The sequence below is a fragment of the Bacteroides sp. GD17 genome, assembly GCF_038448625.1.
Classification (GTDB): Bacteria; Bacteroidota; Bacteroidia; order Bacteroidales; family Bacteroidaceae; genus Bacteroides.
Map to the genome: position 1 here is coordinate 99,217 of NZ_JBCEZS010000008.1, position 18,076 is coordinate 117,292.

General features: G+C 50.4%; 9 protein-coding genes. 1 reads left to right on the forward strand and 8 read right to left on the reverse strand.

The features are described from left to right. The first annotated feature begins 95 nt into the window (after nucleotides 1–95). Nucleotides 96–1,433 (forward strand): DUF362 domain-containing protein, encoded by a 1,338-nt coding sequence (locus AAE250_RS14195; RefSeq protein WP_294601634.1) that lies wholly within the window; start codon nucleotides 96–98, stop codon nucleotides 1,431–1,433. A 95-nt stretch (nucleotides 1,434–1,528) separates the two neighbouring features. Here AAE250_RS14195 and AAE250_RS14200 read toward each other — a convergent pair whose 3' ends face one another. The 8 genes from AAE250_RS14200 to AAE250_RS14235 form a co-directional block, all read right to left on the reverse strand. Next, nucleotides 1,529–1,750: a DUF2795 domain-containing protein gene (locus tag AAE250_RS14200; RefSeq protein WP_002558131.1), complete on the reverse strand. Its 222-nt coding sequence runs from the start codon at nucleotides 1,748–1,750 to the stop codon at nucleotides 1,529–1,531. Nucleotides 1,751–1,821: 71 nt separating this feature from the next. Beyond that, nucleotides 1,822–2,385, reverse strand: a complete 564-nt coding sequence (locus tag AAE250_RS14205; protein WP_294601636.1) for a cob(I)yrinic acid a,c-diamide adenosyltransferase — start codon at nucleotides 2,383–2,385, stop codon at nucleotides 1,822–1,824. A 36-nt stretch (nucleotides 2,386–2,421) separates the two neighbouring features. Continuing rightward, nucleotides 2,422–3,054: a hypothetical protein gene (locus AAE250_RS14210; RefSeq protein WP_294601638.1), complete on the reverse strand. Its 633-nt coding sequence runs from the start codon at nucleotides 3,052–3,054 to the stop codon at nucleotides 2,422–2,424. Nucleotides 3,055–3,098: 44 nt separating this feature from the next. Continuing rightward, nucleotides 3,099–4,610: a 3-succinylated cholic acid synthase gene (gene bas-suc, locus AAE250_RS14215; RefSeq protein WP_294601640.1), complete on the reverse strand. Its 1,512-nt coding sequence runs from the start codon at nucleotides 4,608–4,610 to the stop codon at nucleotides 3,099–3,101. Between the two features lie 731 nt (nucleotides 4,611–5,341). Then, on the reverse strand, nucleotides 5,342–7,825 hold the full coding sequence (locus tag AAE250_RS14220) for a glycoside hydrolase family 95 protein (protein WP_294601642.1): 2,484 nt from the start codon (nucleotides 7,823–7,825) through the stop codon (nucleotides 5,342–5,344). Nucleotides 7,826–8,122: 297 nt separating this feature from the next. Next, nucleotides 8,123–10,642, reverse strand: a complete 2,520-nt coding sequence (locus tag AAE250_RS14225; RefSeq protein WP_294601644.1) for a glycoside hydrolase family 2 TIM barrel-domain containing protein — start codon at nucleotides 10,640–10,642, stop codon at nucleotides 8,123–8,125. Between the two features lie 292 nt (nucleotides 10,643–10,934). Continuing rightward, nucleotides 10,935–13,808, reverse strand: coding sequence for a TIM-barrel domain-containing protein (locus AAE250_RS14230; protein WP_294601646.1), 2,874 nt, complete (start codon nucleotides 13,806–13,808; stop codon nucleotides 10,935–10,937). Between the two features lie 137 nt (nucleotides 13,809–13,945). Continuing rightward, a complete protein-coding gene (locus AAE250_RS14235) occupies nucleotides 13,946–18,031 on the reverse strand; it encodes a hybrid sensor histidine kinase/response regulator transcription factor (RefSeq protein ID WP_294601648.1) in 4,086 nt (1,361 codons plus the stop codon). Between the last annotated feature and the right edge of the window lie 45 nt (nucleotides 18,032–18,076).

An 18,076-nucleotide genomic window follows, 5' to 3' on the forward strand; every position in this document is an offset into this window, starting at 1 on the left:
GATAAGAGAGATATTATTGTTATCCTACCATTTTTTTGTAAAACTGGCGATATTCACTATCTTTGGCTAACGAAAGACTAAATGATAATAAATGTATGATGAAAAACATTCTCTTAATTCTGAAAAGCAACCGGGAGAGCATTGCTAACCGGGTATTGCTATTTTTACTCTTCTTTATAGCAAGTCCCTTTGCTTGGGGGCAAGATACACCCCAAGGATCTACAGTCAAGCAATGCCTTCCTGCCAACCAGCCCGTAGGGACAGCCCGCGGAATATTTCCCGGCCGGGTGGTTTGGAGCCATGCACCCGGCGCGGCACACTGGGACGAAGGAGACAGTTTCTGGTTCGAAGACCGCTTCAACAACCAGGAAGACTGCGACTGGCTGATAGACCACGCCCTCTGTTCGCTGACCGGCACCAAGAATGCAAAAGCAGCCTGGAAAGCCTTGTTCAAGTATTACAATGCCAACCACGGAAAGGGAAAAGCCGGTTATGCCCCCACCGAAAAAGTCACGATTAAAGTAAACAACAACAATACTTACTCCCATGCCGACTGCAAGGAGATAAATACTTCTCCCCAACTGCTGTTGTCATTGCTGAAAAGCCTGGTACGGGACGCCGGGGTACCGGAAGAATCCATCACCGTTGCCGAGCCGAGCCGGTTCATCACCGACTTTCTGTTCGAGAAGTGCCACAGCGCATTCCCCAAAGTCCGCTTCGTAGATAATCATGGAGGCGACGGACGCACCAAGTCGACCTATGTGGCAGACGCAATGGCTTACTCCCGCGACAACGGTCCGCTGGCACGCGGCATTGCCACAGCCTTCACCGAAGCCGATTACGTCATCAATATGGCATTGCTGAAAGGGCACGTCGGACAGGGTGTCACCCTCTGCGGTAAGAACTGGTACGGAACCATGAGCATCCATGCCGACTGGAGAAAGAACTTCCACAACAACTTCAATCAAAGTGCGGACGGAACGCCCAAGTATATCACCTTCGTCGACTTCATGGGACACAAAGACTTGGGTGGCAAAGGGCTGCTTTGGCTGATTGACGGCCTGTACGGATGCAAGAAAGTAGACGGAATGCCCTCACCTAAATGGAGCATGGAACCTTTCAACGGCAACTGGCCCTGTTCCGTGTTCGGCAGCCTCGACCCGGTAGCCATCGATATGGTAGGAAATGACTTCCTGATCAACCAATTCCCCGACATGCCCGACGTCAACTACTCGGATATGTACCTGCAGGAAGCCGCGCAAGCCGATAATGCACCTTCCGGCACCAAGTACGATCCCGAAGGCGACGGCACCTATCTGCCCAGCCTGGGCGTGGCCGAGCATTGGAACAATGCGAAGGACAAGCAGTACAGCCGCAACCTGAAGAAAGGCAAAGGAATAGAACTGATATACGTACCCCGCTCCGGGAAATAACCAGAGAAGGAACAGCATAAAACGAAAAATGGGCGATTCTTCAATCGTCCATTTTATTTTCTACTGCCTATATACAAGGCTTTACCGTTTCTGCATCAGTATTCCTCTTCATTGAAAAAGAAGTCTTCTTTACTGGGGTAATCAGGCCAAATATCTTCAATGCTTTCATAAATCTCGCCTTCATCTTCCATTTCCTGAAGATTCTCAATCACTTCAAGCGGAGCACCCGAACGCATGGCATAATCAATTAATTCATCCTTAGTTGCCGGCCAAGGAGCATCTTCTAGTTTTGATGCTAATTCCAACGTCCAATACATATCTATAAGTATTAAAATTGTACTTAGTAAGTCCTACTTTCTATTTTTCGGCAAAAGTATAACAAAATATTTCACTTGCAACTATTATTCCAAAATATTTCGTCATTTTTCTCATCCTGGTTGATTTTGCGCGACAAAACAAACAGATAATCAGACAAACGGTTCACGTAAGCCAGCAGTTCCGGGGATATTTCCACTTGTTCGGCCAAGGCAAGTATGCGGCGTTCGGCACGTCGGCAGACTGTGCGGCAAATGTGGCAAACGGCAGCACCACGGCTTCCACCGGGGAGTATAAAGGCAGAAAGAGGCGGGAGGAGACTGTCCAGGCGGTCTATCTCGTGTTCCATCGTTTCAACCAGCTCCGGGTTGATGATGCTTGCGTCTTTGAGCCGGGTCTTTTCCTGGTCGGTGGCCAGGTGGGAACCTACTGCAAAGAGTTTGTCCTGCACTTGTTGCAGAAAAAGTTTATCGGCTTCGTCGGGCAGGTAAGTGATAAGCAGTCCCAGGTTGGAGTTCAGCTCATCTACCGTTCCGTAGGCTTCGAGGCGGATATGGGTTTTGGGTACGCGGGTACCTCCCACGAGGGAAGTAGTTCCTTTATCTCCGGTTTTGGTATATACAAGGCTCTTTTTCATAATGAAAGATGTTTAGAGTAAAACGCCTAAAGATAATCAAAAGTTGACAATATAGTCTTGTTTTATCTTTGTTTTATCGAAGAAGATGATACCCAGGTCGTACAGGTCGAAGGTGATGCCTGCCCGCTCGTCCTGCTTCATACGCTTCCAAAGGGCGGACATGCGCGAAGAATAGCGGATGCCCTCGACGACAAAGACAGACTGCCCCGTTGTGCGCGCGGCACAGATACGGAACACTTCTTCTACAAACTCCGGATGACGGTAATCGTGCAGATAAAGAAAGCCCACAGGCACACCCGCTTCCAGGAAGAGTTCGGTGAGGTCGGAAGCAGAAGTATAGTCCGCACTTTCCTTGCCTGCCTTCAGATAGAGGGCAGAAGCGGCAAGCGTGCCGGCATCTACAATGGTATCGGGCTGCGTATAGTTGACCAGCCGGAACAAGAGACGCTTTATCTTCCTCGACTCGTATTTCCAGTGTCTGTCTTTCTGCAACGCCAGCTGCTTCTCTTCCTTAGCCAGCGCTTCATACTTATAATAAGGTGTATTTTCATAAATCACCTGCGTTATCAGGTTGAAAGCAAAAGGCGAATGTACCCCGTAGCCGCAACGATGGCGGAAACGGTACAGCCAGATAAAAGGACGTTTCAGAGCAAGTGTAATACGATTCATAACTATTACTTTTATTTTCTGTCAGCAACTGCTTTATATTCTACCTATTGTACACTCCCCTTGATTACCGACTCCTTGGAGGAGAAGTTCTCCGCAACCGTCAAGAGCACCTTATCTCCGTCGAACTTAAAGGTAATGCCGAGGGCACTGACCCAGTTTACGTAATGCGCCTTCAACTGCAAAGTGGCAGGCAACTGCCAGGCATAGCTCCCTGCCACCCAGAAAGGGCCTTCGATACCTTTAAAGCGATCTATCGCAGTGACGGAATAAGGCGGGCAGGCATCTACTGCCGTCTTCAGCCATTGCTTATAGCCAAACGGAAGTTCGTACGCAGCACCTCCCTTTTCAGTAACCGTCATCGTCACCTCCTTCGGCTTGAACTCCAGACGGAGGGACTGCCAGCCATATTTATTAGGCTCCAAAGCAATGCTTTTACCGGCATATCTTCCGGCCACAGATGAACTTGCTTTACCCTGTACTAAAGGCAGTTGATAAGCACTCTGCTTCTTTTGCAACAGCTTGTAGTCCTTGCCCGGAGTCAGCGGTTCATCTGTTACTTGGGGCAACAGACGGTTCCAGACCAGGCGGCGCTGGGTACGGCCGTCTATCAAAGTACATTCGGTGATGACCACTACCATATCTTTATCGGGGATAATCAGGACGTATTGCCCCAAAGCACCGTCGGCCCGCACGGCACCGGGGTATTCGCAAAGCCACATCTGATAGCCATAGCCGTCGCCTCCGGTCTCCATCTGCTTGCTCATCATCTGCTCTACCCAGGAGGCAGGAAGCAGTTGCTTGCCTTCCCACATGCCACGATTCAGCAGCAGCAAACCGAATTTTGCCAGCGACTCGCTTTGAATGTGCAGTCCCCAACCGCCGGTGTTGATGCCTTCGGGACTTACTTCCCAGGCAACGTCCGTAATGTTCATCGGGGTGAAGAGTTTCAGTTTCAGATAGTCCAGCAAGGTCATGCCGGTTACTTTCTGCACGATGGCGGAGAGGAGGTAGGTACAGATGGAGTCGTATTGAAACTTCTTGCCGGGAGTCTGCACGGGGCGGGCGAGGTAGGTGCGTATCCAGTCGGGGGTGAGGCTGCGCATGTTCCAGTCGGGGGCAATGCCCGAGGTCATGGTGAGCAGGTCGCGGACGGTCATGTCTGCCAGATTCCCGGAGACGGTATCGGGAAGAAGTTCGGGGAAGAAAGTGCCGACACGGTCCGTCAGGCGCAAGCGGTTATCGGCTATGGCCAGGCCGATGGCGGCACCGACAAAGGTCTTGGAGCAGGAATACATCGTGTGGCGGTACTCCGGGGCGAACGGTGCCGGATAGGTCTCGGCTATCACTTTGCCGTGGCGCAGCACTACTACGCTATGGATATCGGTCTTGGGCAGTGCGGTCAAAGAGTCGAACAAAGCGATAAGTGCCTTTGAAGAGACTCCCTCCGCCTCGGGCGTGGAGCGTGGCAACTCGTTGATTTGTGCGGTGGCGGCCAGCGGGCACAATACACTCAGCAAGCAAAAGAAGGAAAGGATAGAAAGGGATTTGTTCTTCATTATATTATTGTTTTAAGTTCCGTGTTTACATCGGCTGCAAAAATACGGCATTCGAGAGCGAAAGACAAATCTTAGGAAGAAAAGTTCGTGGCAGGAAGAAAGTTCAGGAAGCAGAAGGAGGGAAAGAGGGAGGAATTACGGCAGGAGATTCAAAAGGATATTGCCGGATATAAGGAATATTATTGCCCGATAGCAGGAATATTATTGCTCAATATCAAGAACATTATTACTCAACAGCAGAAACATTATTGCCCGACAGCAGAAACATTACTTCATCAGAAACAGAACTCCCTTTGATGTACTGCACAAGATGCCATCTTGAGCAACACAAGATGCCATCTTGAGCAGCATAAGATGCCATCTTGTGCAGTACAAGGAATAGTGTTACAGATGAAAGGCAATAATGTTCCGGAGGATGAGGAATAATGTTTTAGAAAATAGGGAATAATATCTTAGAAAATAGGGAATAATGTCTTGAAAGTTAAGCAATAATGGTTTGCTCGGGTATAGCAGGTAAAGGGCAGCCTGATAAATGGGATTTTACGGAGTATCTCAAATTCCTCCGCCTGAAAGAGGAGGTGCCCGTAGGGCGGAGGGGTTTCACATCCGAAGGGACTTGCACAAAGTTACTTTCTATTTATGTAAGACCCCTCCGCCCGCAAGCGGGCACCTCCCCTTTCAGGCGGAGGAGTTTGAGATACACTTGTTATCACACGACGCTAAATTATCATTTACTGGAAGCTCACCTCGCACTGCTCCCCTCGTTGCATTTCCACCGGGAAGGTCTTTGCCGTATATTCGTGCTTCTCCCCTCCCGTCTTTACTTCCGCACGGGTAACGCCCGCAGGCATCTTGAGGACGAACTGCCCCGGAACAAGAGCAGTAATGACGGCTTTTACGGCTCGTCCGTCTTTCCAATCCAAATCAACGGAAGCGCCGCCACGCACGCGCATGCCACGGAAACTGCCGCTACTCCAACTATCGGGCAAGGCAGGCAGCAGGTTGATGAAACCTTCATGGCTTTGCAACAGCATCTCGCCGATACCTGCCGTGCCGCCGAAGTTCCCATCGATCTGGAAAGGCGGGTGCGAGCAGAATAGATTGGGGAAGGTGCCACTGCCGTGACGCCCCGTCTTGGCATCGACCGCCGGATGAAGCAGACTCTTGAATAGCTTCCAGGCACGGTTACCATCGCCCAGTCGTGCCCAGAAGTTCATCTTCCACGCACGGCTCCAACCGGTAGCCTCATCGCCCCGGCGGTTCAGCGTGACGCGGCAAGCATCAGCCAGTTCCGGCGTTGCATCGGGGGAGATCAAATTGCCGGGATGCAAGCCATAGAGGTGGGAGACGTGGCGGTGGTGCACATCTACCTCACGATAGTCTTCGAGCCACTCTTGCAGATAGCCTTCTTTACTAATCTGCATGGGTGGGAACTTCTGTAAATCGGCTTGGAGGCGGGCGGCATAATCGGCATCACAATCCAGCAGGCGGGCGGCGGCGATGACGTTGGTATAAAGTTCGGTCAGCAGTTGCACGTCCATGGTAGGGCCCATGCAGATACTGACATCGGTTACGCTATCACCCGGAACATAGAAACTGTTCTCAGGCGAAGAGGTGGGAGCGGTAACCAGCCAGCCGTGACGGGGTTCCTGCACGGTGGTGGAACTGAAGAAGCGGGCGGCACCTTTCATGATGGGATAGATGCGGCGCAGGTATTCGCGGTCTTGCGAGTAAAGATAGTGCTCCCACAGGTGGGCGCAGAGCCAGGCGCCGCCGGTGTTGGTAGCTCCCCAGGAGGGATGCTCACCGGGGGCGGTGTAGTTCCAGACGTTGGTCATCATGTGGAGCACCCAGCCATCGGCACTGTCACCGTAGAAGGTGCGGGCGCTCTCGCGGCCCGAAGGGATCAGGCGCCCTATCAGTGTGGTCAAGGGCTGGTAGAGCTCGGAGAGGCCGGCTTGCTCCAGGGGCCAGTGGTTCATCTGAATATTGATGTTGGTATGGTAATCACCGTTCCAGGGAGTCCACACGCCATTAGCCCAAAGGCCTTGCAAGTTGGGAGGCAGGCTGCCGGGGCGGGTACTGCTGATGAGCAGGTAGCGACCGTAATTGTAGTACAGGGCAGCCAAGGCGGGAGACTCTTTCTGCGTGAAGCGGAGAATGCGCTCATTGGTGGGGAGGGCATCGTCGGCAGTAGCGGGCAGGGTCAGGGAGACACGGTCGTAGAGGGAACGATGGGACAATTGAGAATGGAGAATGGACAATTGAGAATGGGGCTGCGTGGCAACAGCATCAAGAAGGCTGTCGCAGACTTCAACGTAACGGGCACCGGGGAAGGTGGTGCTGGCGGCGGCGTAGGAGGTGGCGGCGGAAAGTATCAGCCAGGCTTCTTGTCCGCCGGACAGGGTGATGCCATCCTGAGAAGTGGTAGTCTGCTTGCCGTCGCGGGAGACAAGGCGCATGGCAACACGGTACTTCATACCGTCTTGTCCGGGCTTGCCGCTATCCAGGGTGCCGTTCATCAGAAGAGTATTGCCTGCGGCGGTTACTGTGCCACGTTCGGCGCGACTCAGGCGGGCGGAGAAGTTGAGGGCTCCTTTGCAGTCGGCAGTCAGATGCACGATCATTACGTCGCGATCGCGGGAAACGAAGTATTCGCGGCGGTAAGTGACATCGTTTTGAGTAAAAGTGGTGGTTGCCACGGCATCACGCAAGTTGAGCCAACGGCGGTAGTGCTGAGGTTGGGGAGCGGAAGTCGGAGACTGGGAGGCATAATTAAAATCAATATTCAAATCACCCAATACCTGATAGGCTCCATATCTTCCATCCGTCTCCTGCTTCTTGGGAACGAAGCTGCTGTACATCAGTTCCTGCGCTTCGCGGTTCTTGCCCTCGAATAGTAATTGGCGGATGGCAGGCAGGCTTTTTGCAGCATCGGGATTGCTGTAATCGGCTTCCATACCACTCCAAAGAGATATTTCGTTCAGGACGATGTGCTCGCGAAGGATACCTCCATCGGGCATCATACCCAGACGGCCATTGCCCAGGGGAAGGGTTTCTTCCCAAATAGCGGCGGGGGCGGTATAGTAGAGCTGATGGTTACAGGTGTCGGATGGCGTTCCGGCAGATGTTTCAGCAGGTGTTCCGACAGGCATTCCGGCAGCAAGAAGCGGTGCCGAAATAATAAGAAGAAGAGAAGAAAGAAGTGTTTTCATATAGATATTGTATTAACCTGTTGGCGGAATTAATTCCTTTCTGACAGGATATGAGCAAGAGTATCTCAAACTCCTCCGCCTGAAAGGGGAGGTGCCCGTAGGGCGGAGGGGTCTTACACCCGCAGGGACTTATCTATTGCAAAGTTACTCTCTGCTTATGTAAGACCCCCTCCCCCTACGGGGTACTCCCCCTTTCAGGCGGGAGAGTTTGAGATACTCATGTTTATCATTTCATTCATTTCTATATCGATTCAAGTTAAATGGGAATTTACCTGCGTAGCGCTCGCTGGTAAATTACTATTTCACTTTAATAGCCGTTGTCGCCTTACTCAAACCGTCCGCCGTAGCCGTCACCTTGACGCTGCCGGGCTGGCCGTCGTTTTGTATCACCACCAGGCACTTTCCATAGAAAGCCTTGCGGTGATTATCTTTGAAGCGCTCCAGCGAAATGGGGCTACCATTGTCTACACCGGCAATGAATCCGGAGCCGTCGAGGGCAAACGTTACATCGTTCTCGGCATTGGGGCAAAGATTGCCGTCCTTATCCAATATCTCTACCGTAACGAAACTCAAGTCGCGACCGTCGGCCTGGATCGTGCTGCGGTCCGGTGTCAGACGAATCTGTGCAGGCTCGCCGGCTGTACGGATTTCCTGCTCAGCCACCACCTTGCCGTCCTTACGGGAAATGGCCTTCACCGTGCCCGGCTCGTACTTCACACGCCACATCACATGGAAATCGTCCTTGCCCTTGCTGCGCACGCCTTGCGACTGACCGTTCACAAAGAGTTCCACTTCATCGGCATTGTTATAGTAGGCCCACAGGTCAATGTCCTGTCCCGGAGTCCAGTTCCAGTGCGGGAAGAGGTGCAGCACGTTCTTGTCAGGGCGCCACTCGGATTGATACATATAGTAGACGTCTTTCGGGAAGCCTGCCAGGTCTATGATTCCGAAGAAGGAACTGCGTGCAGGCCAGCCATGAGGAGTAGGCTCGCCGATATAATCGAAACCGGTCCAGATGTACTGCCCGCTGATAAAGTCGTTGTTCTTCACATGGCGCAACGAGCCCTCATGATAATTTCCCCAAGGCACATGGCAGTTATCGTAAGAAGAACAAGAGAGAGACGATTCATAGAATGGTTTGTCCCAACTTACAGGCCAGATGAACATCGAGTCGCTCGGCATGCGGTAATAGCCGCGGGTCATCAAGCCTGATACACTCTCCGTCACAATAAACGGCTTGCCCGGGAAGTTCTCGGGAACGCCTGCAAACCAATCGTCGTGGTAATTGAAGCCGATGATATCCAATGCTCCCGAACGGAACAGGTGGTTATTGGGGTTCGGCTCGTTGCAACCCGCAGTCACGGGACGCGTGGGGTCGAGTGCCTTTACCATATCTGCCAGCTTCTTCGTCAGCAGTGAGTTGACGGACATTTCCTCTCCGCCGGCCAGCATATCGGCACTGCGTCCGAAGTTCAGAATCAGATTCGCTTCTTCCAGGCTAAGGGTGTCGGCTTTGGCGTCGGTCCATTGTTCCAGCACTTCGTTGCCGATGCTCCACATAAAGATGGAAGGATGGTTACGGTCGCGTACGATGAGATCGGTAAGGTCGCGCTCGTGCCAGTCGTTGAAGTAGCGGGAGTAGTCGTGACGGGTCTTGCGCTTGCGCCACATGTCGAAAGTTTCGTCCATTACGATGAAGCCCATACGGTCGCAAAGGTCGAGCAGCTCGGGCGAAGGCGGGTTGTGGGAACAGCGGACGCCGTTGCAACCCATCTCTTTCAATATTTCCAGCTGTCGCTCGATGGCGCGGGTGTTGATGGCAGCACCCAGACAGCCCAGGTCGTGGTGCATGCAGACACCGTTTATCTTCACCTGCTCGCCGTTCAGGATAAATCCTTTTTGGGCATCGAAGCGGAAGGTACGGATACCGAAAGGGGTGTTGTAGGTATCAACCGGAGCGCCCGCCATGCGGACTTCGGTCTTTACATTATAAAGATAAGGGCGGTCGATGCTCCACAGCTCAGGATTTTCAACGGCTATCTCTTGTACCGCTTCAAGCTGCTTGCCCTTTTCTACGGTTACCTGGCTGGAAACTTCGCTTACTACTTTGCCCTTTTCGTCTACCAATCGGGATATCAGTTCCAACGGAGCATCCACATCCTGGCTGTTCTCCAAAGTAGTGCGAACGGTGAGACGGGCGCTGTTCTTCGAGACCTCATCGGCGGTGACGTAAGTCCCCCATTGTGCCACATGCACCGGGTTCAGCTTCGTCAGCCATACATTGCGGTAGATGCCGCAACCGGAATACCAGCGGGAATTGGGTTGTTCGGCATTATCTACACGTACGGCAACCACGTTCTTCTCTCCCCACTTGATGTACGGGGTCAGGTCGTAGCTGAATGAGATATAGCCGTAGGGGCGTGTGCCCAGTTCGTGTCCGTTGATGTAAACGGTAGAATTCATATAAGCGCCGTCGAAGTCAATGCGCATGCGCTTGCCTTCATCCGCTTTATCGGCGGTAAACGTTTTGCGATACCAGCCGATGCCGCCGGGTAAGGCTCCCCCACCCGTTCCCGAAGGATTCTTTCGATCGAAGTCTCCTTCTACAGCCCAGTCGTGAGGCAGGTTCAGCCGCCGCCAGTCCGAGTCGTTATAGTCCGGACGGGCTGCTGCAGCATCATCGCCTAAACGGAAAGCCCAGCCATCTGTAAATCTTTGCTGGCGAGTATCGGTTACTTCCTTTTGAGAAGTACATGCACCTGCCAATAGTAAAAGGAGCAGGCACGGTAACAGTTGTATTATTGATAGTTTCTTCATGGTATTGAATTAGATAAATGAGAATTTACCAGCATAGCGCTGGAGCAAGGTTTCTATTCGGATTACTTGCAGTAAAGCCTGAAGGGCTTTCATCTATCAGCCCAGGGCAACGCCCTGGGTTTAAGCCCCTCTGACCTTACGCCCTGAAAGGGCATAAGATATAACACACGGGCTTTTGCCCTTTCAGGGCGCAGAGATAGAGGTGCATTATGACCCAGGGCATTGCCCTGGGCTGATAGCAGGAAGCCTTTCAGGCTTGCTGCACTGATGCTTTGCTGCGCTAAATTATCATTTAGATTTGTACACTCTGCGCCTTTCCGTCATACTTCACCACGGTACCCTTCGCCTTCAAATCGAACGGTTGCGGTTTGTCTTTGCTTACCTTTACAACGTTGAACGTACGTTCCTTCAGCATACCGGGGAATTCACCCGTGCGGTCACCGATAGTCAAAGTACCTTCAGCATCATTGTAAGTGAACGGAATAGTGGCGTATTGTCCCTTCTCGTAGTTGTAGTTCACACCTTCGTCTTCGTACAGCGTGAATGCGCCGTCCTTACCTGCATAAACATAAAGCGTAATGTCTTCAGCCGGTTTTTCATCGCTATACTGCATATCGGGACCGTAAGGAACAATGGCACCTGCACGCACATACAGCGGCATGCGTTCGTACGGAGCATCTACCTTCAGCTTCTGTCCGCCTTCCGTGTACTTGCCAGAGTAGAAATCGTACCAGCCACAACCTGCGGGGAAGTACATCTCGCGGCTACGTGCACCGTACTCATAAACCGGCGCAGCCATGATGGCAGGACCGAACATAAACTGATCGCTGATATTATTCACATTCGCATCTGCCGTAAAGTCCATCACCAGCGGACGCATGATGGTATAATCATTGAAATAGGTCATACCGGCCAACGAGTAGATATACGGCATCATATTATAGCGCAACTTCGTATAGTAAAGAATAGAATTGTAAGCAGGATGTCCCTCCGGCGCAATGTTCCATGCCTCGCGCAACGGGAACTGGCCATGTGCACGATACAACGGACAGAAAGCTCCGAACTGATACCAACGGGTGTTCAACTCCCGCCATTCCTTATAATCGGCATTCTCGCGACCGCTTCTGTCGTACTCCATCTGTCCGGCCACGTAACGGTTCTCTACGCAGAAGCCGCCGATGTCCATCGTCCAGTAAGGAATACCGCTGACTGCAAAGTTCAGACCGGCAGAGATCTGCGCTTTCATATCTTCCCAACGGGTAGCGATATCACCACTCCAGGTGGCAGTAGAGTAACGCTGCAATCCTGCAAAGCCCGAACGGGTCAAGAGGAATACACGCTGGTCGTTGTTCACGCCGCGCTGTCCGTCGTAGATAGCTTCGGCATTCATCAAAGCATACGCATTGAAGAACTTGGCAGAAGGACCGAGAGCGGTAGGTCCACTAAGGTCTTTACGATACTGGATATCCGTACAGTCACGGATATTCGGTTCGCTGGCATCCATCCACCAGGCATCGATGCCCAACGTATAAAGGTGATCTTCCATCTGTTTCCAGAAAAGTTTGCGGGCATCTGCCGCGTATGCGTCATAGAACGAGCCGATGTAGCCGGGGCCAATCCAGTCGCGGATGCTGTCTTTAACGGCCAGTTGGTACATCCAACCGTTCTTATCAAATTCTTTATAGTGTTCTGTGGTTGCATAGAACTTAGGCCAAACCGAAATCATGATTCGGGCGTTCAGCGCGTGGATAGAATCGACCATTCCCTTCGGATCGGGGAAACGTGCTTTGTCGAATTCGTGACTGCCCCAAGAATCTTCCGGCCAGTAGTTCCAATCCTGTACAATGTTATCGATAGGAATCTGACGTTTGCGGAATTCTTTCAATGTTCCTACTATCTCATCTTGCGTCTTATAGCGTTCGCGGCTTTGCCAGTAGCCCATCGCCCACTTCGGCATGATCTGCGACTTGCCGGTCAATGTACGGTAACCTCCGATAACATCGTCCATATTGTCACCGTATACAAAGTAGTAGTCTATCTCGTTCTGCATTTCGCCCCACCAGGCCAGTTTGTTCTGCTCTGCATCGGGCACGGGGTCCATGACGCGCAATCCGCAATAGGACACACCGCCATCGGGATTCCACTCAATCTTTAAAGGTACTCGCTTGCCTGCTTCGAGCTTAACGGCAAACTTGTAGCTGTTAGGATTCCAAGAAGTACGCCAGCGTTCGGGAACAACGAGTTCATTGTTTATATATACCTTTATATATCCGGCATAATACAGGATGAAACGGAACAATCCGCTTTCCGACGGCTCAATCTCGCCCTCGTATGTGACCTGCGCACCACCGAGCGGGAATCCTACCGGTAGGTTCACTACCTTGGACAAATCTTCCCTTTTCAGATGTTCGAAGTAAAGAGAATCCTCGCGACGTACCAATGTTTCTGCTTTCGTTCTGGGAGACGGAACATAAGTTCCGGTCAGTGCACCCTCTTTCCCCTCTTTATCATAGAGCTTGAACACACCACCCAACTGTGAATAATCGCGTGAATCGCCGAAGCGGCAAAGTGAATAGCTGTCCCAGAGCACACCGTAGTTCTTATTGGATACGATGAAAGGTACAGAGACTTTTGTATTGTACTGAAAGAGTTCTTCGTTCTTTCCCTTATAATTGAACTCATCCGCCTGATGCTGTCCCAGACCATAAAGGGCTTCATCATCGGGCGACTGGAATACCTGACGGACAGTGTAACCCTTCGTACCCTCCACTTCAACCGGCGCAAAGCTTCTCTGGTCTTCTGCAAGGATCTGCTTGCCGGCTGCATCGGTAAAGCGGACTTCACCGGTTGCCTTAGACACAATGGCGCATACCTGCGATGTCTTTACAAAGATCTCATCGCCCTGCTCTTCTACCTTAAAATCCGTCTTGTTCTGTTGGGGAACTACAATGAGGCTCTTTTCCTGTGAAAAGTTTTTTTCCGGGGTAGCCGATACATGGATAAGCTTCTCTCCCATAACTTCTACCCGTACTTTACGTACATCTGTCGGTTGCTGTTGCTTAACTTCTACAACCACACCGTTTCCGGTTTTCTGGTATCCGCTTCCGGCACATGCTGCAAGCAACAACCCGGTAAGCAAATAAACTGAAGTGTTTTTCAATTTCATATTACTGTTTTTAAAGTTATTTTCTCCGAGTGTAAAAGTAGGAAGTTTCATCCAAACAAGCGCCCCTCCAATGTTGAAACGAGAGGGCTCATTTGATTTTCTAAAAGACAATATGTTTCTGTAATGGGTATCGTTTGTTATTTACCTTCTCTTTCTTGATAAACAGACGGTAAAACGCCGAATTCATCCTTGAAATATTTGCTGAAATACTTGGGGTTATTAAAGCCCAACTGATACGCTATCTCCGATACATTTTGCTGGCTTTCGCGCAACAGTTGCGCCGCTCGTTTCAAGCGTATGATACGGATAAACTCGATAGGCGTTTTGCCTGTAATCTGCAACAACTTCTTGTATAGATGCACCCGGCTCATGCCTAACTCATGGCTCAACTCCTCTACGGACAAATCGCTGCGGGCAATATTCGCCTCTACATATTTGATAGCATTCTCTATCAACTTCTCGTCCAGTGAAGTAATGGCTATTTCACTCGGCTCGGGATCGATGTGTGTCCGTACCTTATGCTTTTTACTCAAGGCAATCAACTTGCGCATACGCAGAATCAGGATTTCCACATTGAAAGGTTTCGTCACATAATCATCCGCACCAATAGTCAGGCCTTCCACTTTATCTTCCACCGTTTGACGGGCAGTGAGCAATATCATCGGAATGTCACAAGTACGCTTATCCGTCTTCACCCAGCGGCACAACTCATTGCCGTCCATTTCGGGCATCATCACATCACTGACAACAATATCCGGCATCAAGTCCGGTATCATTTGCCAGGCTTCCCGGCCGTTGGAGGCGGACCGGATGCGGAAGTACAGGCTCAGACTGTCTTTCATAAATGCAATCAAGTCCTCATTGTCGTCCACGATAAGAGCCAGCGGTTTTTCCTTTTCGCTCTCGCTGTCATCGTCTTCCACATCATCCGGCAATTCATTCTGTAACGCTTCTTCTTTATCCATAGCAGATAAAAGTTCCTCATCCTCGCGTGCCGTTTCGGCAGACTGTGCCGGAACGGCGGTCAGCTTCACATGTTTGACCGGTATTTCAACCATAAACACACTGCCCGACCCCACATTATCGACCACACGTACCGTGCCTTCATGCAACATCACAAAATCACGTACCAGGCTCAGCCCGATGCCGCTGCCTGTAGACTGATGGTCCGGTTCTTCCTGCTCTACTTGATAGAAACGTTCGAAAATTCGCTCCTTGTCTTCATCCCTGATGCCGATGCCCGTATCCGCAACTTTTATCAGCAACCTGCCGGGTGCCTCCTTCGACATCTCCAATGCTACGTCGACCCGTCCTCCTTCCGGAGTAAACTTGAAAGCATTGGAGAGAAGGTTCATCACCACCTTGCCTATCTTATCCTCGTCGAACGACATGTTCAGTGATTCCATAGCCGAGAAAAAGGTGAGATGCACGTTCTTCTTTTCGGAAAGTATCAGAAAGGAAGTACAGATACTGCGCACATAGGACACAATATCCCCTTCGGACAAGGTGAGATGCATACCCGCCATCTCGTTCTTACGGAAATCCAGCAGTTGGTTGACCAGATTCAGCAAACGCTGCGCATTGCGGTACATCAGTTTCAATTTGCTTTGCTGCTTTTCATCCCCAATCTCCTTCATCATACTTTCCAACGGCGATATAATCAACGTCAACGGTGTACGCAGTTCGTGACTGACGTTCGTAAAGAAGCGGAACTTCATCTGGTTCAGTTCTTCCTTCTTTTTCGCATCTTCCTCCATCTGGCGTATCTTGAACTTATTCCGTTCCCTGCGCTGCACGGTGTAGAGTGAGAAGAAGATGATGCCAAGAATCAGAAGTATATAGACAACATACGCCCATGGAGTCATCCAGAAAGGCGGAAGGATAACAATCTTCAGGCAAGCTTCTTCAGTGCCCGCATATCCGTCACTGTTCGTAGCCTTTACCCGCAGCGTATAAGTTCCCGGTGCCAGATTTGTATAAGTGACGCGGTGCATGTCGGACATACTTGTCAGCCAGTCTTCGTTGAATCCATCCAGTTTGTAGAAATACTGCGTCTTTTCGGGAAGTACATAATTGTCCGAAGCAAACAGTACAGTAAAAACATTCTGCTTATAGTCCAAAACGATTTCCTGGGTTTCATTCAGAGCTTCCGGCAATATAATGCGCCCGGCATACTCCTCGCCCACCTTTACCTCTTCATTGAACAGTTGGAAACCGGTAAACATCACTTTCGGCAACGTACTGTTGTACTTTATATTATCGGGCCTGAAACGGTTCAATCCATACAGACCTCCCACTACAATTTCGCCCGTATACAGCCGTTTGAGGGAACGCTGGTTGAAGTCGCAGCTTTGCAGTCCGTCCTTGTCGTTGTAGGTATAGCAACGGAATACGGGGTGCCCCGTCTTACTGTCAACGGACAGTACAACGTTGATTAACTCTCCTCCGGTACTTACCCACATGCTCTTGTTCTCATCCTCCGTAATGCCCAGTATCAGCAATTTCGAGAAGTCCGGTTTGATGGGTACCTCATACAGTTCATCCTGTTTCGGATTATAAACATTCAATCCTTCACGTGTTGCCAGCCAAAGCAAACCCCGGCTGTCTTCATAAACCTGGTTGATGTTCTGGTTTGAGAATCGGGTTTTACCGGACTTTGTACCGGTGAAGTTTGTTATCTTCCGGGTCTTCAAATCCATGACAGCCAAACCTGCCGACGTTCCGATAATCAAAGTATGGTCACGCCCCACACAGATGGAAGAGATATAATCAGACACCAGATTTGAATTGCCGGTTGCATAAGTGGTAAAAACACCGGTCTGAGGATTCAGGCACTGCAACCCTCCCCCAAGCGTACCAATCCAGATATTCCTGTCCGCATCTTCTGCCAGAGCCCATACATTATCATAAATCAGTGAATTACCGTTTCCCTTATCTGCCCGGTAATGGATAAAACGATTTCCGTCGTAACAATTCAGGCCACCCCAGAAAGTACCTGCCCATAAGCGGCCTTTACTATCCTGGAGAAGACAGACAATCACATCACTCGAAATAGAGCCAGGGGCTGCCGTGTGCGAAAAGATTTTCCGCTCGTCCGTCACGCTGTTCCACCGGATCAGTCCCCGGTCATTCGTACCCAGCCACACGACATCATTTCCACCATCTTCCACACAATTTATATCACCTATATCGGCAATGCCGAATTTGAAAGCACTTTCGTTATAATAAGAGATTCCCTTCTTATAAGTCCCTACCCACATGGTGCCGGCCTCATCTTCATAAAGAGCGGTTACAGTATTGTTGGATAAGGTACGCCCATTACCGGGGTCATTCGTCAATCGCAAAGTCTTTCCCGACGGGTCTATCACTTCAAGGCCATCCTGGTCTTTTCCCACCCATATACATCCGTATTTGTCTTGCGACACGGCACGCACCGTGTTATAAGTATCGTTTCTGGGAGAACGCAGTTCCCAAGCTTTCCGGGGTAAATGATAAACCCATATCCCTTCGACACTGAATATCCATATCCGCTCATTACAGTCAACAAACAGAGAAAAGGTAGCATCCCTGTTTTCCTTCCATTCCTCGGCAATATCACGGTTGGTCCATTTAGGTTTCAAGTTGTTTTCGTCCAGGCAAACCAGAACACCGTCATTAAAAAACAGCAATACTCCTTCACTGCACTCTGCCATAGCCGTAATTCCGGCTTTCGATATCATTTCGTCCAGCCCCTCCACCATTACGGCACCCTTCTGTCCGACACTGTATTGATAGACGCCTTTACCGGCAACATACATCCAAAAGTTTTTTCCTTTGTCGATATAGATTAACGAAGGAGTTCCACTAACACCGATATTCCACATCCAAGCCTCGACATCACGGTCGAAATTATCGGTAACAGAGTTATAAAGGACATATCCTGTCCCTGTACGTATCCATAAATTGCCGGATGCATCTTCTTGTATCTCTTCTATGTAATTGTCGGGCAGGGAGTTGACATCGTCTTTCTGGCTACGGTAAATCCTGGTGTCATAACCATCGTAACGGTTCAAACCGGAAGCCGTGCCAAACCACATGAAACCGTTTGAATCTTTGTAAATAGCATTAACCTGATTATTGGAAAGCCCGTCTTTTACCTCCAGATGTTTAAACATATAGTTGTGTGCAGCAGCAGAGAAACAGATCGTCCAAACCCACAAGATAAGCAGTTGCAATCTTTTCATACTATCAGAATAAGGGGAGTTCATTTTTTATTGCAAATGAAGCAA